This window comes from Umezawaea sp. (genome assembly GCF_057122925.1).
Map to the genome: position 1 here is coordinate 49,349 of NZ_DBNGPQ010000145.1, position 20,150 is coordinate 69,498.

At 73.7% G+C, this 20,150-nt stretch carries 17 protein-coding genes; 12 read left to right on the plus strand and 5 right to left on the minus strand.

Annotated features, from left to right (window positions below):
* From AC156L_RS33160 to AC156L_RS33175, 4 genes are all read left to right on the plus strand, one after another.
* Window positions 1-375, plus strand: a complete 375-nt coding sequence (locus AC156L_RS33160) for an STAS domain-containing protein (RefSeq protein WP_330878642.1) — start codon at window positions 1-3, stop codon at window positions 373-375.
* A gap of 40 nt (window positions 376-415) precedes the next feature.
* Window positions 416-910, plus strand: a complete 495-nt coding sequence (locus AC156L_RS33165; RefSeq protein ID WP_330878643.1) for a GNAT family N-acetyltransferase — start codon at window positions 416-418, stop codon at window positions 908-910.
* 79 nt (window positions 911-989) lie between these two features.
* On the plus strand, window positions 990-1,901 hold the full coding sequence (locus tag AC156L_RS33170; RefSeq protein WP_330878644.1) for a sensor histidine kinase: 912 nt from the start codon (window positions 990-992) through the stop codon (window positions 1,899-1,901).
* Window positions 1,902-2,018: 117 nt separating this feature from the next.
* Window positions 2,019-3,341 carry a wax ester/triacylglycerol synthase family O-acyltransferase gene (locus AC156L_RS33175; protein WP_330878645.1) on the plus strand — a complete coding sequence of 441 codons (1,323 nt, stop codon included), beginning with the start codon at window positions 2,019-2,021 and terminating at the stop codon, window positions 3,339-3,341.
* A 207-nt stretch (window positions 3,342-3,548) separates the two neighbouring features.
* Here AC156L_RS33175 and AC156L_RS33180 read toward each other — a convergent pair whose 3' ends face one another.
* A complete protein-coding gene (locus AC156L_RS33180) occupies window positions 3,549-4,658 on the minus strand; it encodes a glycosyltransferase family 4 protein (RefSeq protein ID WP_330878646.1) in 1,110 nt (369 codons plus the stop codon).
* Window positions 4,576-5,802 (minus strand): lipopolysaccharide biosynthesis protein, encoded by a 1,227-nt coding sequence (locus tag AC156L_RS33185; RefSeq protein WP_330878647.1) that lies wholly within the window; start codon window positions 5,800-5,802, stop codon window positions 4,576-4,578. Before AC156L_RS33185 ends, AC156L_RS33180 begins: the two co-directional genes overlap by 83 nt.
* A 270-nt stretch (window positions 5,803-6,072) precedes the next feature.
* On the opposite strand from AC156L_RS33185, the gene AC156L_RS33190 reads away from it, so the two are divergent.
* Genes AC156L_RS33190 through AC156L_RS33205 form a run of 4 tightly spaced genes read left to right on the plus strand, consistent with a single transcriptional unit; the run spans window position 6,073 to window position 11,142 of the window.
* On the plus strand, window positions 6,073-9,123 hold the full coding sequence (locus AC156L_RS33190; RefSeq protein WP_330878648.1) for an arabinosyltransferase domain-containing protein: 3,051 nt from the start codon (window positions 6,073-6,075) through the stop codon (window positions 9,121-9,123).
* Window positions 9,120-9,650, plus strand: a complete 531-nt coding sequence (locus AC156L_RS33195) for a phosphatase PAP2 family protein (protein WP_330878649.1) — start codon at window positions 9,120-9,122, stop codon at window positions 9,648-9,650. The genes AC156L_RS33190 and AC156L_RS33195 overlap by 4 nt, the downstream gene beginning before the upstream one ends.
* Window positions 9,647-10,552: a decaprenyl-phosphate phosphoribosyltransferase gene (locus AC156L_RS33200; protein WP_414720013.1), complete on the plus strand. Its 906-nt coding sequence runs from the start codon at window positions 9,647-9,649 to the stop codon at window positions 10,550-10,552. The genes AC156L_RS33195 and AC156L_RS33200 overlap by 4 nt, the downstream gene beginning before the upstream one ends.
* Window positions 10,553-10,563: 11 nt before the next feature.
* The gene (locus tag AC156L_RS33205) at window positions 10,564-11,142 is read left to right on the plus strand and encodes a P-loop NTPase family protein (protein ID WP_330878651.1); all 579 of its coding nucleotides are present in this window, start codon (window positions 10,564-10,566) and stop codon (window positions 11,140-11,142) included.
* 145 nt (window positions 11,143-11,287) lie between these two features.
* On the opposite strand, the gene AC156L_RS33210 is transcribed toward AC156L_RS33205, so the two are convergent.
* A complete protein-coding gene (locus AC156L_RS33210; RefSeq protein ID WP_330878652.1) occupies window positions 11,288-12,697 on the minus strand; it encodes a hypothetical protein in 1,410 nt (469 codons plus the stop codon).
* 123 nt (window positions 12,698-12,820) lie between these two features.
* Between AC156L_RS33210 and AC156L_RS33215 the strand changes: the two genes are divergently transcribed.
* Together AC156L_RS33215 and AC156L_RS33220 are read left to right on the plus strand one after the other, a co-directional pair.
* The gene (locus AC156L_RS33215) at window positions 12,821-13,480 is read left to right on the plus strand and encodes an HAD family hydrolase (RefSeq protein ID WP_330878653.1); all 660 of its coding nucleotides are present in this window, start codon (window positions 12,821-12,823) and stop codon (window positions 13,478-13,480) included.
* Window positions 13,481-13,490: 10 nt separating this feature from the next.
* A complete protein-coding gene (locus tag AC156L_RS33220) occupies window positions 13,491-14,459 on the plus strand; it encodes a TIGR03557 family F420-dependent LLM class oxidoreductase (protein WP_330878654.1) in 969 nt (322 codons plus the stop codon).
* Between the two features lie 51 nt (window positions 14,460-14,510).
* Here AC156L_RS33220 and AC156L_RS33225 read toward each other — a convergent pair whose 3' ends face one another.
* Together AC156L_RS33225 and AC156L_RS33230 are read right to left on the minus strand one after the other, a co-directional pair.
* On the minus strand, window positions 14,511-15,731 hold the full coding sequence (locus tag AC156L_RS33225; RefSeq protein WP_330878655.1) for a serine/threonine-protein kinase: 1,221 nt from the start codon (window positions 15,729-15,731) through the stop codon (window positions 14,511-14,513).
* Between the two features lie 172 nt (window positions 15,732-15,903).
* A complete protein-coding gene (locus tag AC156L_RS33230) occupies window positions 15,904-17,244 on the minus strand; it encodes a PucR family transcriptional regulator (protein WP_330878656.1) in 1,341 nt (446 codons plus the stop codon).
* 81 nt (window positions 17,245-17,325) lie between these two features.
* Between AC156L_RS33230 and gabT the strand changes: the two genes are divergently transcribed.
* Together gabT and AC156L_RS33240 are read left to right on the plus strand one after the other, a co-directional pair.
* Window positions 17,326-18,657, plus strand: a complete 1,332-nt coding sequence (gene gabT / locus AC156L_RS33235) for a 4-aminobutyrate--2-oxoglutarate transaminase (protein WP_330878657.1) — start codon at window positions 17,326-17,328, stop codon at window positions 18,655-18,657.
* The gene (locus tag AC156L_RS33240) at window positions 18,654-20,081 is read left to right on the plus strand and encodes an aldehyde dehydrogenase family protein (protein ID WP_484407587.1); all 1,428 of its coding nucleotides are present in this window, start codon (window positions 18,654-18,656) and stop codon (window positions 20,079-20,081) included. Before gabT ends, AC156L_RS33240 begins: the two co-directional genes overlap by 4 nt.
* Window positions 20,082-20,150: the final 69 nt, after the last annotated feature.

Sequence of the window (20,150 nt, forward strand, 5' to 3'; positions counted from 1 at the left end):
GTGCCTCGCGAAACGATGACGCTCGCGGTCGAGACCGACCGCGCGGGGCGCGTGGTGGTGGCCGTGCGGGGCGAGGTCGACCAGGCCGCCGCGGTGAAGCTGATGCACAAGCTGGACCGGTTGGTCACCGAGGGCCGGGCCAGGATCGTGCTGGACATGTCCGGGGTCAGGTTCTGCGGCGCGCAGGCGTTGAGCGCGCTGGTGCGCACCCGTGCCCGCGCCGACCGGGCAGGCGGCTGGCTGCGACTGGCGGGCACCCCGCCGCACGTGCGGAAGGTGATCGCCGTGACGGACCTCGACCGGCTGCTGCCGAACCACGAGGACGTGGCGTCCGCGCTGCTGGGCAGACGGGCCCCGGCGGACACCAAGAAGTAGTCGCGGGCGTGCGGGGGCGGGGGCGGCGTACGTTGCCCCCGTGGAGATCCGCCTCGCACGCCCGGACGAACTCGTCGCGCTCCAGGGCATCGAGATCGCCTCCGGCGAGCCGTTCCGCGCGATCGGGATGCCGGAGATCGCCGACGACGACCCGCTCCCCCTCGCCGTGCTCACCCACCTGCGGGCGCTCGGGCAGGTGTGGGTCGCGGCCGACCCCGAGCCGGTGGCGTGGATCGCCGTGGAGGAGGTCGACGGCTTCGCGCACGTCGAGCAGGTGAGCGTCCACCCCGACCGCGCGCGGCGGGGCGTCGGGCGCGCGCTGCTCGACCACGTGGACCGGTGGGCGGCCGAGCGGGGTCTGGGCGGCCTGACGCTGACCACGTTCCGGGACGTGCCGTGGAACGGGCCGTACTACGAGCGGCTGGGGTTCCGGCCGGTCGAGGACCTGACGCCGGGGCTGGCGGAGGTCGTGGCGCGGGAGGCGGCCCACGGGCTCGACCCGAGGACGAGGATCTGCCTGCGCCGCAAACCATGACGAGCGTCTCAGATCATTGTGGTTTCACGGCCACCGCGAGCGGGAACCACACCGGTGACCCGCCACGGGAGGTTGCTCGATGGTCGACTTCGTACACGAAGCGCTGTTCTACCAGGACCGGGACCAGTACCTGGCCGCGACGGTGCCGTTCGTCCTGGACGGACTCGCGGGCGGCGAGCCGGTGCTCGTGGCGGTGCCGTCGTACAACGTCGACCTGATCCGCGACGAACTGGGCGCCAAGTCCGAGCACGTGCGCTTCCTGGACATGACGCAGGGCGGTCGCAACCCCGGCCGGATCATCCCCGGCGTGCTGACCCCGTTCTCGAACGAGCACCCGTCGCGCGTGCGCATCATCGGCGAGCCGATCTGGGCCGGCCGGTCGGTGACCGAGTACCCGGCCTGCGTGCAGCACGAGGCGCTGATCAACACCGCGTTCAACGGCGTCGACGCGACGATCCTGTGCCCGTACGACACCTCGGGGCTCGCACCGGACGTGCTGGTCGACGCCGAGCGCACCCACCCGGTGCTGCTCGCCGACGGCGACCGCCGCCCCAGCCCCCGCTACGACGACCCCCGGCGGATCGTCACCGACTTCAACGTGCCGCTGCCCACGCCCCCTCGTTCGGCGGTGGCGTACTGGTTCGACATGCACAGCCTGCCCGCGACCCGCAGGCTCGTCACCGACTACGCGACCACCGCGGGCCTGACCGAGGACCGGGTGGACGACCTGGTCCTCGCGGTGAACGAGCTGACCACGAACAGCATCGAGCACGCGAACGGCGGCGGTGAGCTGCTCGTGTGGCAGGAGGGCGACGCCGTCGTGTGCGAGGTGCGCGACCAGGGCACGCTGCGCGACCCGATGGTCGGCAGGCTCAGGCCGTCGGCGAGCGCGCAGGGCGGGTACGGCGTCGTGATGGTCAACCTGCTCTGCGACCTGGTGCGCGTGCACTCGGGCGACTCGGGGACGGCCATCCGCGTGCACGTCGGCTGACGCATCACCCGATCGGTCCTGCGCGACGGTCTCCTGTCACGTGGTGGCCTCACCGCCGTCATCCTCGCCTGGTTGTCTGGACGCGTTCCGGACGCCGTCGGCGGAGGACCTCCACACATGACCGCACACCAGTTGAGCCCCCTGGACGTCGCCTTCCTCTGCCTGGAGGACGGCAGGAACCCGATGCACCTCGGCGCGGTGGCGACGTTCTCGCCGCACCAGCCGGTGCACCCGGCGCGGATCGTCGCGCTGCTGTGCGAACGGGCGCAGGAGATCTCCCAGCTGCGCAAGAGGACCAGGGCGTCGTGGCTGCCGCCGGGCGGCGCCTCCTGGGTGGACGACCCGCGCTTCGCGGTCGAGGACCACGTGACGGGGCACCACCTGCGCCCCCACGGCGGTGAGGACCGGTTCGCCGAACTGGTGTCCGCGCTCATGGCCCAACCACTGGACCTCGGCCGTCCGCCGTGGGAGCTGCACGTCGTCACCGGCCTCGCGGGCGGGCGGTTCGCGGTCGTGGTGAAGCTGCACCACGCGCTGTGCGACGGCACGAAGGCGGTCGGCCTCGGCCTGCGGCTGCTGGACGACCTGGGCCGCGACGTGCCCGTCGCGCGGGAATCGGAGCCGGGCCCCGTCGGCTTGGCCACCACCGTGGTCGACTCGCTGAGGGAACTGGCGAGCACGGCCACCATCGCCTCCGCGGTGCTGCGCAGCGCACGCACGCCGGGCACCCGGTCGCCGGTGCTGACCCGGTCGGCCCGGCCGCGCCAGGTCGTGATGGCCCGGCTCGGCCTGGACGAGGTGCAGCGGGTGCGCAAGCGGCACGGCGGCACGGTGAACGACGTGCTGCTGGCGCTCGTGACGGGCGCGTTGCGGCAGTGGCTGGTGGCGCACGACAGCGCGGGCGAGGGGGCGACGGTGCGCGCGCTGATCCCGGTGAGCAGGCGGGGCCGCGACCCGAGGGGCGGTGGGGGCAACCAGATCTCCGGTTTCCTGTGCGACCTGCCGGTCGGCGAGCCGGACGCGCGGCGCCGTCTGCGGGCGGTGCGCGCGGACATGGACCGCAACAAGGCCGTCGGCCCTGACCGGGGCGCGGGCGCGCTGCCGCTGCTGGCGGACCGCATCCCGGCCGCGGTGCACCGCCTGGCGACACCGCTGGCGGGCCGCTGCGCACCCCTGCTGTTCGACGCGCTCGTGACGAGCGTCCACCTGCCCGCGCTGCCGCTGCGGATGGACGGCGCGGACCTCAGGGAGGTGTACCCGGTCGCGCCGGTGGCGGCGGGCCACGCGGTGGGCGTCGCCCTGTCGGTGTACCGCGGCGGCGTGCACGTCTGCCTGCACACCAACCAGCCGTGGATGTCGGGGTCGCGCTGGCTGCTCGGCGCGCTGCGGCGGGAGCTGGCGGCCCTCGACCACGCCGAAGCCCGTGTAGACGGCGCATAGAAATCGTCCGTACCGTCCGGAAGACCTCCAGAGCCCACGGGAGTCACGATGGAGCTGACGTCGACGCAGGAACCCGAGACGCGAGAATTCCAGGTCCCCCCGCGCGAGTGGTGGGACGAGGAACCGACCATCGTGCGCGGTGAGGACTAGCGGCGCGGTGGGAGTCGCCGGGGCCCACCGGGACGAGCGGCGGACCCCGGCGACGGCTCAGAGGCGTGCCTTCGCGAACAGCTCCTCGTAGGCGTCGAGCACGGCGGGCACGCTGTAGCGCTCGGCCGCCGCGGCCACGCCCGCGGCGCGGTCCGGCGGGCTGTCGCGCAGGTCGCGCAGCCGGTCGGTGATGTCGCTCGCGACGCCGGGCCGCACGAGCGCGCCGAACCCGGTCTCCCGCACCGGGATGCGGACGCCCGGCAGGTCGCTGGCGAGCGCGGGCACGCCCGCGAGCATCCCGACGACCTGGACGATGCCGAAGGCCTCGAACGCGTTGACCGACGGCAGCGCGAACACGTCGAGCGAGGCGTAGAAGTCGCCCAGCGACTCGTCCGGGACGAACCCGAGCAGCCTGATGCGCGGGTCGCCGTCGATCCGTTTCCGCACGCGGTCGATGACGCTGCCGCCCGCGACGTTGCCGAACTCGCCGCCGATCAGCAGGCGGGCGTCCGGGTCGTCGAGCGCGCGGAAGCCGTCGACCAGGAACTCGACGCCCTTCTCCTCCACGATCCGGCCGAGGAACCCGACGTGCGGGCCGTCGCCGTCGCGGAACGACGGCTCCCCGGCGGGCACCGGTCGGCAGGGCGGCGGCACGGCGGCCATCGCCGGTCGGATCGACGGCCACAGCCTGCTGTGCTCGGCGTAGTCCTCGCTGGTCACCGCGACGATCCGCGCGTGCTTCATGGCGAGCCTGCTGGACGCGTCGACGACCTTGCCCTGCACGGTGTTCAGCACGCCGGGCGGCAGGCTGACGTCGCAGTGGTAGGTGAGCACGACCGGGCAGCGCGCGCCCTTCGCGACCAGGCCCGCCTCCAGCATCGGCAGGTGCACGTTGAGCACGCGGGCCGTCCTGGACGCCCGCACGACGGCGCGGGTGAACTCGGGGCTGATGGTGCCCTTGCCCAGCTTCGCCAGCACGGGGGCGCGGGTCACGCGCACACCGTTGACGACCTCCTCCGCGGGCAGCGACGGGTCGTGCCGGGTGGTGACCACCCTGACCCCGCGCCCGCGTTCGGCCAGGCCCTCAGCGACGTCCCTGGCGAAGTTGGTCAGCCCGGACACGTAGGGCGCGTAGTAGGTCAACGCGATGACGAGGTCGTCGTGCACGACTGTCCTCTCCGGAGGTGATGAGCAGGAGCACGCCGGTGATCCAGCCGAGGCCGGACCCGACGAGGAACGAGAGCTCGGCGCGCAGCAGCAGGTCCGGCACGAGCGCGAACACCGCGGCGGCCGAGGCGATGCCGACCAGCCAGGCCCGTGCGACCTCGGCGTGCAGCGCGGACGCGACCAGCGCCTGGGTGGTGGTGATGAGACCGAGGTGCGCGACGACGCCGACCGCCATCAGCGCCAGGTCGCCGCCGGCGAGCACGTAGGACGCGCCGAACACCAGGCGCACCAGCCACGGGCCGAGCAGGGCCGCGAACACCGCGCCCAGCACACCGAGCGCGGCCAGGGCGGCGGTCAGCTTCACCAGCGTCCGCACCAGGGTCCGGCCGCCCTCCCGCGCCAACCGCGTCAGCGACGGGAGCAGCGCGGTCTGGAGCGGCACCGCCACGAACAGCGGCACGCGCACCAGCAGGAACGCCGCGAGGAACCGGCCCGCGGTGTCGGAGTCGGTCGCGGTGGCCGCGACGACGACCGGCAGGCCGTTCAGCAGCAGCTGGGCGCAGACCGAGCCGAACAGCAGCGGCAGCAACGACCTCAGGAAGTCCGAAGTGGACACCTCGCCCGCGCCGCGGGGCAGCGTGAGCAGGAGCGGAAGGTGCGCGAGCGCGATGGCGGCGACGAGGGTCCACGCGAACCCGGCGCTGTCCGTCACCACGGCGTAGCCGAGACCGAGCGCGAACAGCACCCGCAGCGCGGTGTCGACCACCAGCAGGCCGCCGTGCCACGCGAGCCGCCCGCTGCCGATGAGCGCGCCCCGGACGAGGAACTGGCCCGCGGACACCAGGCACAGCGCTGCGACCGCCACCACCGCCCACGGCTCGCCCCCGAGCGGGTCGAGCAGCAGCGGTGACGCCGCCGCGACGAGCAGGAGTTCGACGGCGGCGAGACCGAGCGCGACGCGGGTCGCGGCCCTCATCGCCGTGTTCGGCGACAGCCTGGCCAATTCCTGTTCCACGGGGAGGAACGCGCCGAATCCGATCAGCAGGGAAAGCGACCAGAAAGCGCCGAAGTACCCGTACTCGGCGGGCGTGAGATTCCTCGCGACCACGGCCAGGTAGGCGTTCACGAGCAGCCCGGACGCCACGACGCAGGCGCCGACGAGACCGATGGACCTCGTTCCGCCGCTGGTGGGAGCGCTCAGGACGGTTCACCTCACACGACGCGGACACGGGGATCGCCGAACCATAACGGCAACCGGCAGGGCGGAACGCCCCTGTTCCCGGCCCGTAACACGCTGCTCACGTGGTTAACGCAAACGTTGCAGCGGAAGGCGCGACCACGTCCTCCACGTAATTGAGCGGCACTACGTTCACGGCTCGTCGATGAATACCCAGCCGACTGAGGACCACCACGAGTGACGACAACGATTACCCCTGCGCCCGAGGTCGAGTCCACTCCGCCGCCCCGTCGGCGCGGACCGGCTCTCCGCACGATCGTCCTGGTCGCGGGTCTGCTCACCGTGGTGTTCGCGGGTCTGCTCCCGCTGGCCCCGGTGACGGTCAACGACCCCACCGTCCAGTGGCCGGAGGACGTCTCGGCGCCCCGGTCCACCAGTCTCGCGCTGGGCGCCTACAAGCCGCTCGGCCTGGACGTCCGGTTCAGCTGCGACACCGCGCGCGCCGCCGGTGGCGCGGGCGTCGTCGTGTCCACCATGGACCCCGGCGTACCGGCCGTGGACGAACGGGGGCTGAGCGTCCGCACGGTGGGCGACCGGCTGCTGATCCGGGCCACCGGCACGACCCTGCTGGACTCCCCGCTGCCCGCGGGCGACTGCGCCTACCGGGTGCGCGGCGACCGGAACGGGCTCGCGGTGCTGCTGGACGGCACCGAGATCAGCCACGGCGGCGTCCTGCCGGACGTGCACTCGCTGGCGACCACGCTCACCGCGCTGGACGGCGCGACCGCCGACGACCTGTCGGTGTCGGTGCGGGTGGACGACCAGTTCACCACCAGCCCGTCGACCGCGAAGGTCGTGCTGATGGTCCTGCTGGCGCTGGCCGCGCTGGTCGCGGTCGCCGGCCTGGTGCGGATGGACACGCGGATCTCGTTGCCGCGCACCGGGTTCCGGCCGCGGCTGGTCGACATCGTGGTGCCCGCGGTCATGGTGCTGTGGGTGTTCCTGGCCCCGATGTCCGACGACGACGGCTACTACAGCGCGATGGCGCGCAACGTCGACGTCACCGGCTACGTCGGCAACTACTACCAGCTGCTCAACCAGGGCTTCACGCCGTTCGCCTGGTTCTACTACTTCCTGTCCGAGTGGCAGGTGCTGTTCGGCACGGCCCCGGTGGTGCTGCGCGTCCCGGCCCTGCTGTTCGGCCTGGTGACGTGGTTCGCGGTCCGCTGGTTCGTCGCGCGGGCCGGGGTGCTCCCCGCCGCCTGGTCGCGGCGCGGCCCGTGGGTCGACCGCGGCGCGCGGGTCGTGCTCGCGTCGGCGTTCCTGGTGTGGTGGCTACCGCTGGACATGGGCGTGCGGCCCGAGGGCGTCGTCACGATGTGCGGTGCGCTCACGCTGCTGGCCGTCGCGAAGGCCGTGGAGTCGCAGCGGCTCACGCCGCTCGCCGCGGGCATCGGCGTCGCGGGCGTCGGGTTCTTCGCCCACCCCACCGGTTTCACCGTGCTGGCACCGCTGGTCGCCGGGCTGCCGCTCCTGATCCCGCTGCTGCGCAAGGACACCGACGGCACGGCGGACTGGAAGACCGTGCTGGCGCGGACGCTCGGCGTGCTCTCACCCGGCGCGGTGGCCGTGGTCTTCGCGTTCTCGGACGGCACGCTGCGGGACTTCGTGCACGCGCAGGACATCTTCCTCCGCATCGCCGGGCAGGACAGCTGGTACACCGAGATCTCCCGGTACACGTTCCTGCTCAACACGAGCGACCCGATGGCGAACTACGCCAAGCGCGCTCCCGTGCTGCTGTGCCTGGTCGCGCTGGTGTGGTTCGTGGTGCTGGTGACCTCGGCGCGGGCGCGGCGCGTGCCCGTCCCGCCCCGGCTGGCGCTCGCGGGCTGGTCGACGCTGTTCGCGTTCCTGCTGCTGTGGTTCACGCCCAGCAAGTGGACGCACCACTTCGGCAGCTTCTCCGGCATCGGGTCGGCGTTCCTGGCGCTGCTGCTGGTCGGGTCGGTACCTCTGGTGCGGGAGCTGACGCGCGACCGGAAGCTGTCGGTGCCGGTCGTGCTGGGCGCGGTGGTCAGCGTGTCGGCGATGATGGCGCTCGCGTTCCACGGGGCCAACAAGTGGCCGTACTCGTGGCTGCTGGGCATCCCGAACCCGAACGTCTCGCCCGGTGTGTCGGTGATCAGGTTCGACAAGCCCTACTGGGGTCTGATCGCCATCGGGGTGGTGGCGTTCCTGGTGGCCCGCACGCTGCCGCACTGGCGGAAGCTCGCGGTCGTCGTGGCCGTCCCGGTCGTGGTGGTGCTGTTCTTCCTGGCCAACATCACCTACCTGGTCGGCGGTTTCTCCTACGCCACCGTGCAGACGCTGGGCACGTGGTCGCCGTGGGCGGCAAACGTCCGCGACCCGCTCGCCACGAACTGCGGGGCGGCGGAGGCGATCGACGTGCTGGACGTGCGCGGCGCGCAGCCGCTCGCGGAGCTGGCGGGCCAGCCCCCGGTCGACGGGTCCGCGTTCGCCCAGGGCCGCGGCTGGTTCCCCTCCGCTCCCCCGCCCGAGGGCGGAGCGGGGGAGACGGCGTGGGGCAGCCTGGTCGACCGGCCGGGCCAGGAGTTCCCCGAGCAGACCGTCGGGAAGCTGACCACCCCGTGGTTCGTGCTCGACGGCGGCCCGGACGCCACGGCCGTCCTGGTCTCGGGGCTGCTCGGTCAGGGCAACACGCTCACCGTCGAGTTCGGCACGGCGACGGGCAGGGTCCTGGGCACCACGCCGATCACCGACCAGCAGGACAGCGTCATCTGGCGCAACCTCGTGCTGCCGCCCGCGCCGTCGGGCGCGGAGACCGTGCGGCTGGTGGCGGCCGACGGCTCGATGGGCTGGGGCGGCTGGCTCGCCGTCACGGCCCCGTCGGTGCAGCGCGCGGTCCCGCTCAAGGACTACGTGCCGAGGGACGCCGCCGTGGCGGTCGCGTGGCAGTTCGCGTTCCTGTTCCCCTGCCAGCGCCAGCCGGAGCTGCGCGACGGGATCATCGAGCCGGTCTCCTACGCCGTGCAGTGGGGCGACACCGCCACCGGGGGCATCTCCGACGCCACCTGGCAGCCCGTGCGCGGCGGCCTCTTCGGCGACGTTCTCGTGTCGCAGTCGATCACCGCGCTCACCGCCGGGATGCGCGACTTCCCCGGCGCGCACTCGACCCAGGTCTACCAGACGGAGGCCCGCTACCCCTCGGGCCGGTACACCCTCACCCACCAGCGCAAGACCCTGTTCGGCTGGGAGGCCATGCGATGACCGGCTCGATGAGCGCGCGGGAAGCCCTCGCGCTGAGCGCGGTGCAGTCGGCGATCGGATCACCACCGGTGGTGCGCGCGGCGAAGGCGCTGTCCCTGTTCGGCGAGCACAGCGCGGGCTGGTTCGCGCTCGGCCTGGTCGGCGCCGCCGTCGACCGCGAGCACCGTCGCGAGTGGACGGTCGCGGCCGGGTCGGTGGTCGCCGCGCACGCCGCGTCCATCGTGGTGAAGCGGGTCGTGCGCCGCGGGCGGCCCGACCACCCGGACGTGCGGGTGCTGGCGGGGACGCCGAGCGGGCTCAGCTTCCCCTCCTCGCACGCCACGTCCACGACCACCGCCGCGATCCTCTACGGCGCGTTGACCAAGCAGCCCCTCACCCCCCTGCTGGTGCCGCCGATGGTGCTCAGCAGGCTCGTGCTGGGCGTGCACTACCCGAGCGACGTCATCGCGGGATCGCTGCTCGGTGCCCTCGTCGCGGGCGGCGTGCGGCGCCTCACCTCCCGCCGACCCGGACCGGAGGAGCGATGACCGTGGCCGCGACAGCCGACGTCCGTCCCGCGCCGTGGCGCACGTTCCTCGGCCTGGTGCGGACCGCACGCCCGCACCAGTGGACGAAGAACGTGCTGGTGCTCGCCGCGCCGTTCACCTCCACCCGGATCTTCGAGGCCGACGTGCTGCGCTCCGCGGCGCTCGCGTTCGCCGCGTTCTGCCTGGCCGCGTCGTCGATCTACCTCGTCAACGACGCCAAGGACGTGCTGGCCGACCGGGAGCACCCGAGGAAGAGGCTGCGGCCGATCGCCGCGGGCGTCGTGCCCGTGCCGCTCGCCCACGGCGCCGCGGTGGTGCTGGCGCTCGGGTCGCTGGGCGTCGCGGCGGCGGCCAACTGGACGCTCGTCGTGATCATGGCCGTGTACCTGGTGGTGCAGCTCGGCTACTGCTTCGGGCTCAAGCACCAGCCCGTGCTGGAGCTGTGCGTCGTCGCCTCGGGCTTCCTGCTGCGGTGCATCGCGGGCGGGGTCGCGGCGGACATCGTGCCCTCGCAGTGGTTCCTGCTCGTCACCGCGTTCGGCTCGCTGTTCATCGTGGCGGGCAAGCGGTACGCGGAGATCAAGCTGTACCAGTCGACCGGCGCCGCGATCCGGCACTCGCTGACGAAGTACTCGGAGACCTACCTCCGGTTCGTCTGGGCCACCTCGGCGGCCGTCATGAACATGACGTACGGCCTGTGGGCGTTCGAGATCAGCCAGCGCACGCACAACAGCTGGGGCGCGCTGTCGATGGTGCCGTTCGTCATCGCCGTGCTGCGCTACGCCGTGGACGTCGACAGCGGCAAGGCCGGTGCCCCGGACGACCTCGCCCGCACCGACCACGTCCTCCAGGTGCTGGGCCTGGTCTGGCTCGGGACGCTCACGCTGGCGATCTACGTCTAGCCTGGTCGCTCGTGCGCCTGCTCTCCCACGACGACCCGCTCCCGCTGGAGCACCCCCGCCGCTTCGCCGTGGCGGGACCAGCGGGGGCGGGCAAGTCCACGCTCGCCGAACGGCTCTGCGGCCCGCTGGGCGTGCCGTTCACGCAGTTCGAGTCGTTCTACCACGCTCCGGGCTGGACGGTCCGGGAGACGTGGCGGCAGGACGTGCTCGCGTTCGTCGCGGGCCCGGTGTGGGCGATCGAGTGGCAGGGCGAGGAGGTCCGCGAGGAGCTGACCGCCCGCACCCGGGTGCTGGTGTGGCTGGACCACCCGCGAGCGCTGACCGTCGGCCGCACCGTCGTGCGGACGGTGCGGCGCAGGCTCGGCGGCGGCACCCCGATCCCCGGCGGGAACGTCGAGGGGCCGCTGCGGACGTTCTTCACCGACCCCGACCACATCGTCAGGGAGGCGTGGCGGCGGCACCCGACCGTGCGGGCCGGGGTTCGGCGCCTGATCTCGGAGGACCGGCACCCGGACCTGGTGGTGGTGCGGCTGCGCGGGCAGCGGCAGGTGCGGGAGTGGGTGCGCGGACCGTTCACCGCGGCGGTGTGACCAGGATCCGGTCTCACGGCTTCCGGGCTCCTCCGGGACGCGCCCGCTGCCCCGTCGACACCGGCCCGCACGGCCTCAGCGCTGGACCAAGGCGGCCGACGAGCACGGCCGGGACATGATCTCCACGGCCCTGGTGCGTGCGGCCTCAGCGCTGGACCGCGGAGACGGCCGTGGCGTCCACGGCCAGGTAGGTGTCCTCGGTGGCCGCCTCCAGGAATCCCGGCCGAGGATCGGGCGTGAAGGTCACCGGGCTCTGGAGGAGGTCCTCCCAGCTGCGGTCCGCGCCCTCCTCGAACCCCTCCCTGGTCCGCTCGACGGCGTCGGACCAGCGCCGCCGCTCCACCTGCCGCTGGATCAGCCGCCGCTCCTGCTCGGTCCGCTCCACCTCGTCCTCCGGCGCGCCGACCCTCGGCCTCGGCAGCTCGTCGTCGACCACCGACGCCACCTCGGCCTCGACCCGCGCGAGGGCGGCGCACGCGCCGAACAGGCGTCGGGACATGCCGACGACGAGGTCGGTGCCGGGCACCCGGCCGGTGAGCATGTCGAGCCGCCGGTCGCGGTGGCCGTCCTCGCGGCGGGCGGTCTCGCGCTCGTCCATGGTGGAGCGGTCCTCCTCCAGCAGCGTGACCAGGCCGATCCCGCCGCGGCGGGTGCCGCGCTCGGTCACGCCCGCGCCGACCGGCAGCACGCTCCACTCCCGCCTCGGCATGGCGACCAGGGCCAGGTGGACCAGCATCCGGGACAGGGCGAGGGTGAGCAGCCGATCGTCGTCGGCGGCCGTGGCGGACGCCGGGGCACCGGAGGCCTCCTCCACGTCCAGCGTCACGAACACGCGGTCGGTCAGGCTGGTGCCGCACAGCACCTTCACGTGCGGTCCGTCCATGAGTCCCGGCCTGCGGAGCTGCTCGGCGCCCTTCGCCAGCCCCGTCCTGCCGAGCCGCTTGGCCCCCTTCGCCTCGACCAGCCACGGCAGACCGGTCCGGGGGTGGTAGCCGACGAGGTCGGGGAGCCCCGTCGTGGACGACCAGGCCCACCCGGCGCCGGTCGGCGAGTGCTCCTCGGCGTGCACGGTGGCCCCCAGCCCCATCAGGCCGCGGCACGCCCACTCGGCCATCGTCATTCCGGCGCGGTAGCCGAACGCCGCCCTGGCCGTGACCTCCGTGCCGTCGGTGTAGACGACGTTCGGCTCCAGCGTGAACCCGGTGCCGCCGGTGGACGACCGGTGGCGGGTGCGGACGAGGTACGCCGACAGCGGTGACCTCCGCGCGAGGATCTCCGCCCACGCCAGCGACGGCACGGCGGCCAGCCAGGCGGTCCGGTCCCGGCCCACCGAGGTCGCCGCGTCGATGACGTCGCGCCACGTCGTGCCGACCCGGTACGCGCCGGAGGCGGGCACCACCCCGGCTCTGGGCCACGGTGTGACGACGCCCGCCACGACAGCGGGTTTGGGGCGCACGTCCGGCGTGAGCGGCGTCGACCGGCGCACGAACACGGGCACGTCGAAGGCGTCCGAGATGCCGATGAGCGAACTCGTGGCTCCTCGTGGAGGCAGCATGTGGTCGAGCGTCCCAGAACCGGGGTGGAGCTGACCAAGGTTGACCGCTCAAGAACGGTACCGCCGGGTGATCCCCGTCGGACTCGTGTTTCACCCCGGAGGGGCGGGGGAAACCGCCGTGGCATGACGAACACGCTGCTACTGGACGTCGACGGCACGCTGGTGGACACGAACTACCACCACACGGTGGCCTGGCTGCGCGCGTTCCGGTCGGTCGGGCTGACGGTGCCCGCGTGGCGGGTGCACCGGGCCATCGGCATGGGCGGCGACCGGCTGGTCGAGGCGGTCGCGGGCGAGCACGCCGAGGCCGAGCACGGCGACGCGGTCCGCAAGGCGTGGAAGGACGAGTTCGACGGTCTCCTGGCCGAGGTCCAGCCGTTGGAGGGCGCGCACCGGCTGATCACGTCGGCGGCGACCGAGCACGGCTTCGCCGTGGTGCTGGCGAGTTCCGGCAAGCGCGAGCACCTGGAGCACTACCTCGACCTGCTCGACGTTCGCGACGTGATCGCGGGGTTCACCACGTCCGAGGACGCGGAGGACTCCAAGCCCGCTCCCGACCTGCTCCAGGCCGCCCTGTCCACAGTGGACTCCGAACGGGCCGTCGTGGTCGGCGACTCGGTGTGGGACTGCGACGCGGCCCGGCGCACAGGGCTCCCGGTCGTGGGCCTGCTGACCGGCGGGTTCAGCGAGGCCGAGCTGCGGGAGCACGGCGCGTCCTCGGTGTACGTGGGGCTGGACAACCTCCGCTCCGACCTCGTCGACCTGCCCTTCGCCGCCGTCTAGGAGGACCACCATGCGCATCGGCTACACCCTGATGACCGAGCAGGCCGGGCCGAGGGCCCTCGTCGAGCACGCCGCGAGCGCCGAACGCGCCGGCTTCGACTTCGAGGTCATGAGCGACCACTACTTCCCCTGGCTCGACGAGCAGGGGCACGCGCCCTACGCGTGGAGCGTGCTGGGGGCGGTGAGCGTCGCGACCGAGCGGATCGACCTGATGACCTACGTGACGTGCCCGACCATGCGCTACCACCCGGCGGTCGTGGCGCAGAAGGCCGCGACGGTGCAGGAGCTGAGCGGCGGCCGGTTCACCCTGGGCCTCGGCTCGGGCGAGAACCTCAACGAGCACGTGATCGGCCGGGGCTGGCCGCCGGTGAACGTGCGGCACGAGATGCTGACCGAGGCGATCGAGATCATCTCCCAGCTGTTCGACGGCGGGTACGTCGACTACGTGGGGCAGCACTTCCGGGTCGACTCGGCGAAGCTGTGGGACCTGCCCTCCACCAGGGTGCCGCTCGCGGTCGCGGTGTCGGGCAAGCAGTCCGTGCAGGCGTTCGCCCCCGTGGCGGACACGATGGTCGCGGTGGAACCGGACGCGGACCTGTGCCGCCAGTGGGACGTGTTCAAGGGCGACGGCGGGCCCACGCGCAAGGTGGGTCAGCTCCCGGTGAGCTGGGGGCCGGACCGCGACGAGGCCGTGGCGCGGGCGCACGAGCAGTTCCGCTGGTTCGCGGGTGGCTGGAAGGTCAACGCGGAGATCCCCGGCACGGCCGGGTTCGCGGCGGCGAGCCAGTACGTGACGCCGGAGGACGTGGCGGACAACATCCCGTGCGGGCCGGACGTCGAGCCGATCGCCGCCGCGGTCGCGAAGTTCCGCGACGCGGGCTTCACCGACCTCGCGCTGGTGCAGGTCGGCGGCGACCACCAGGAGGACTTCCTGGACTTCGCGAAGGGCGAGCTGCTGCCCGCGCTGCGCGCGGTCTGACCCGCTGGCGCGGTGGCCGCGTGACCCCCGGCGGGGATCGCGGTCACCGCGCTAGGACTGCGGTGCCACGGCGTCCGACCGGGGCGGCGGGCACGGCGGCGGGCTGCCGTTGGGCAGCGGCGGTGGCGGCTCCACGCCCTCGGGCAGCGGCGGGCAGCCGGGTGGTGGCTGGCGGCGCGAACCCGGCGGGGGCTTCACCACGGTGACCGTCTCGGTGGACTGCTTCGCGCCGCCCGAACCGCCCGATCCCGGCAGGTCGCCCGGATCCTCGTCCTTGGTGGTGGTCGCGAGCGCCACCGCGACGGCGATCAGCGCCGCGGCGACCGCGCCCGCGAGCACGACGCCGACCCTGGCGGGTGCCCGCTTGGTGATCGGTGTGCTGCTCGTCGGCTCGTCGTCGAAGGCCGCTTTGATGTCCGTCAGCGGCGGCACGCCGACGCTGGCCGCCTGCGCGGCGCGCAGCAGCTCCGCGCACTGGGCGGCGCGCGGGCGGCGGCTCGGGTCGGAGTGGGTCATGGACACCAGGACCTCGGTCCACGGCTCCGGCAGTCCCGCCGGGACGCGCGCGGGCCGGGACAGCCTGGCCAGTGCGGCCTCCGTGTCGCCGCCGGGGTACTCGGCCTGGCCGGTGAGGCACTCCAGCAGCACGAGGCCGAGCGCGTAGATGTCCGTCGGGGGCGCGACCTCCCGGCCGCGCAGCTGCTCCGGCGCGAGGTACCCGGCGGTGCCGACGAGCAGCCCGGAACGGGTCACGCGGGTGGCGTGGGCCTGCAGCGCAAGGCCGAAGTCGGCGAGGTAGGCCTGCCGCCCGGTGTCGTCCAGCAGGATGTTCGACGGCTTGATGTCGCGGTGCACGATCCCCCACGCGTGGACGAAGTCCAGCGTGTCCGCGACCTGCGCGCCGATGCGCGCGACCAGCGACGGCGGGAGCGGGTGGCGCATCCGCTGGCGCAGCGTGCCGCCGTCGACCACCTGCATCACGTAGTACGGCCGCCCGCGGTGGGAGCCGGTGTCGAACACCGTGACGACGCCGGGGGTGTGCAGCGCGGCGAGCATCTGCGCCTCGCGGTCGAGCCGGATCTGGTCCTCCGGCGTGGCACCGCTGAGGAAGAGCTTGATGGCGACCGAGCGGTCGAGGCGGACGTCCCTGGCGCGGTACACCTCGGCCATGCCGCCGGTGCCCAGCAGACCGCCCAGTTCATAACGGCCGCCGATGACCTTGCCACTCTGATCGCCGTCCCAGACGGCGGTCGCTTCACTGCGGCTGGTCATCCCCGGCCGGCCCTCCCGCTTTGCCCGTCACACACGAGCAACCTACCCGCCACAGGGCGAAGTTGCCCGTGTGGGGTCGAATCAGCGATCTTCGTCGCACGCGTCCCCACGCACCCCTCAGCGCGCAGATGCACGTGCATCTGCATGGAGGTCGTTCGTCGGCCCCCCGGTGTTACTCGCCGAGGGCCAGCCACAGCTCGGCGCGCACCCCCGGCGCGTCGAGGGACCTCCCGAGCAGGGATTCCGCTCGGCGAACCCGGTTCCGGAGGGTGTGCCGGTGGATGCCGAGCCGGGTCGCGGCGGGGTCCCACTGGCCGTGGTGGGCCAGCCAGACGCGCAGCGACTCGCGCAGCTCCGCGGAGAGCGGGCGCAGCAGCGAGTCCGCGAACGCCCTGCCCGCGCCCTCGGGCAGCAGGGCCATCAGCCCCGCGCCCGCGAGGTCCGCGAACCGCACCACGGGCGCGGACGGCCGCGCCGCCGCCAGCGCGTCCAGCGCCTGCCGGTAGCCCTCCGCCACGTCGGACACCTCGACCGGCAGGGAGATCCCGACCGACGCACCCGGCACGGCGGGCACCTCCTCCGCCACCACGACCACGCGACCGTCGACCTCGGCGGCGAACCCCGGCACGTCCTGCACGGCCACGCCGTCCAGCGCCGCCACGTGCAGCGGGCCGGCGGGCAGGTCGGGCACCAGGTCGCCGCGGCCTGCCAGCAGCAGGTGGAACTCCGCGGTCCGCGACCGCCGCCGCGCGGTGTCGGACTGGGCCAGCGCCAACGTGAGCAGGGACGCGGCCGTCGTCACGATGCCGCGGTCGGCCGGGTCCCACGGCCTGTCCCGGCCCACGGCGAGGAACCCCCGGCCGCGTCCGCCGAGCACCTGCATGACGACGTGCTCGCCGCCGGTCTCGAACGCCGAGCTGGCCAGTCCGCCGGACGTCCTGAGCCGCGCCAGCTCCGGCTCCAGGTCCGGCAGCGGGCGGAGGCCGAACGCGTGCACGGGCCGCCCGGCCGGGTCGAGCAGCACGACCCGCGCGTCCACCCACTGCCCCAGCCGCCGCACCACGGCCGCGACGCCGTCCCGGCCGACCGCGGCGCGGGTGAGCGCCCGCTGGGCCTCCCCGGCACGAGTGAGCGCGGCGTACTCGTCGGCGGCCACGGCCCGCGACACCGCCTTGCTCAGCGCGATGAACGGGGTCTCGCGCGGCACCTCCAGCAGCGGCAGGCCCGCGCGGGCGGCGGCGGCCACCAGACCCGGCGGCACGACCGCGTGGCTCAGGCCGGTGCCGAACCCGAGCCCCACCACGCCGACGGCCGCGAGCCGGTCGACGTACGCGCGGAAACCCCGCCGCACGGCCAGACCGGTGGTCAGCAGCAGCTCGCCGCCCCCGAGGAACGGCGTCGGGTCGACCAGCTCGGTGCCGTGCACCCAGGACACGGCGCGGTCCAGCCCCTGCGCGCCCGCGAGAACCGGCAGGCGCAGGTCGTCGACCAGGGAGCGCAACGTCGGCGGCACACTCCAGTTTGTACAGCAGGGACGCCGGAACGCGCCAGATCCGACACTGCGCCCCCGCTCGCGCGCCACCATGCTGGAGCCATGACGCGACTGCGCACCGCACTGCCCGGACCCCGGTCACTGGAACTGGCCTCGCGCCGCACGAGCGCGGTGGCCCAGGGGGTCGGGTCGACCCTCCCCCTCTACATCGAGTCGGCCGAGGACGGGCTGCTGGTCGACGTCGACGGCAACCGGCTCATCGACCTCGGCTCGGGCATCGCCGTGACGAGCGTGGGCAACCCGGCGCCCGCGGTCGCGGAGGCCGTGCACGCGCAGATCGACAGGTTCAGCCACACCTGCTTCATGATCACGCCGTACGAGGGCTACGTCGAGGTCTGCGAGGCGCTCAACGAACTGGTGCCCGGCGACCACGAGAAGCGGTCGGCGCTGTTCAACTCCGGCGCGGAGGCGGTGGAGAACGCGGTCAAGATCGCCCGGCACGCCACCGGGCGGACGGCCGTCGTCGTGTTCGAGCACGCCTACCACGGCCGCACGAACCTCACGATGGCGCTGACGTCGAAGAACATGCCGTACAAGCACGGTTTCGGGCCGTTCGCGCCCGAGGTCCACCGGGTGCCGATGTCGTACCCGTACCGCGACGGCGGCCTGAGCGGTGCCGAGGCCGCCGCCCGCGCGATCGACCTGGTCGAGAAGCAGGTCGGCGCGACCAACGTGGCGTGCGTGCTCGTCGAGCCGATCCAGGGCGAGGGCGGCTTCGTCGTGCCCGCGCCCGGTTTCCTGGGCGCTCTGTCCGCGTGGTGCACCGCGACGGGCGCGCTGCTGGTCGCCGACGAGATCCAGACCGGCTTCTGCCGCACGGGTTCCTGGTTCGCGAGCGACCACGAGGGCCTCGTGCCGGACCTGGTCACCACCGCCAAGGGCATCGCGGGCGGCCTGCCGCTGGCCGCCGTCACGGGCCGCGCCGACCTGATGGACTCCGTGCACGTCGGCGGGCTGGGCGGCACGTACGGCGGCAACCCCGTCGCGTGCGCCGCCGCCCTGGGCGCGATCCGCACCATGCGCGACCTCGACCTGTCCGCCGCCGCGCGCCGGATCGAGGGGGCGGTGCTGCCCAGGTTGAGGGCGTTGGCGGAGAAGACCGGATCCTCCGCGGCCTCCGCGGGGAGCACCTCGACCGGTCTGATCGGCGACGTCCGAGGCCGGGGCGCGATGCTGGCGATCGAGTTCGCCGAGCCCACGCCGGAGATCGCGGGCCGGGTCGCGAAGGCCTGCCACGCCGCGGGCGTGGTCGTGCTGACGTGCGGCACCTACGGCAACGTCGTCCGCCTGCTGCCGCCGCTGGTCATCCCGGACGACCTGCTGGCCGAAGGCGTGGACGTGCTCGAAGAGGCCGTCCTGGGGGTGATCGCGTGAGCACGCCGTACTGGGTCGCGGGCTCCGCGACGACGAGCGGGACCGAACTGGCCGTGCACAGCCCCTTCGACGGCGCGCTGGTCGGCACGACCTCGCAGGCGACGGCGGACGACGTCGAGCGCGCGGTGGCCGCGGCCGAGGCGGTCGCACCGGACCTGGCCGTGCTGCCCGCGCACGCCCGCGCCGCCGCGCTCGACCACGTGTCCCGGCGGCTGCTGGAGCGCGCGGACGAGGTCGCGGCGCTGATCACCGCCGAGGCGGGCAAGCCGGTCAAGTGGGCGCGCGTGGAGGTCACCAGGGCGGCCTCGACGTTCCGCTGGGCGGCCGAGGAGGCCCGCCGCTTCTCCGGCGAGCTCCAGCGGCTCGACACCGACCCGACCGCGAGCGGTCGGATGGCGCTCGTGCGGCGGGTGCCGCGCGGCCCCGTGCTGGGCATCGCGCCGTTCAACTTCCCGCTGAACCTGGTGGCGCACAAGGTCGCCCCGGCCATCGCGGTCGGCGCGCCGATCATCCTCAAGCCCGCGCCCGCGACCCCGCTGACCGCGCTGCTGCTGGGCGAGCTGCTGGCCGAGACCGACCTGCCCCCCGGCGCGTGGTCGGTGCTGCCGGTGCCGAACGAGGTCGCCGCCGAACTGGTGACCGACCCGCGCCTGCCGGTGGTCACGTTCACCGGCTCGGGCCCGGTCGGCCACGGCATCCTGGACCGCGTGCCGCGCAAGCACGTGGTGCTGGAGCTGGGCGGCAACGCCGCGGCCATCGTCTGTCCTGATTGGACGGACATCGACTGGGCGGCGCAGCGGATCGCCACGTTCGCGATGTACCAGGCGGGCCAGTCGTGCATCTCCGTGCAGCGGGTGTACGTGCACCGCTCGGTCTACGAGGAGGTCGCCGCGGCCGTGGTGGCGCACGTGCGCGAGCTCGGCACCGGCGACCCCGCCCTGCCCGGCACCGACGTGGGCCCGCTGATCACCCTGCCCGCCGCCGAACGCGTGCAGGAGTGGGTGTCCGACGCGGTCGCCGCGGGCGCGACCCTGCTGACCGGTGGCGACCGGGACGGCTCGACCGTCGCGCCCACCGTGCTGGCGGGGGCGCCGGAGGAGTCGAAGGTCGTCGCCGAGGAGGCCTTCGGCCCGGTCGTCGCGCTCCAGGTGGTCGACAGCGTCGAGGAGGCGTTCGACAAGGTCAACGCCTCGCGCTTCGGCCTCCAGGCGGGCGTCTTCACCCACGACGTGCGGATCGCGTTCCAGGCGTCGGCGAGGCTCGCGGTCGGTGGCGTGATCGTCGGCGACGTGCCGAGCTTCCGCCCGGACCAGATGCCCTACGGCGGCGTGAAGGAGTCCGGGACCGGCCGCGAGGGCGTCAGGTCGACGATGGACGACCTGACCGAGCCGCGCGTGCTGGTGCTGACGGGGCTGACCATCTGACCGCGCGGGCGAGCTGGCGCCCGGAACGGCGGTGGTCCAGACCAAGTGTCACCGCCACGTCCACTCCCG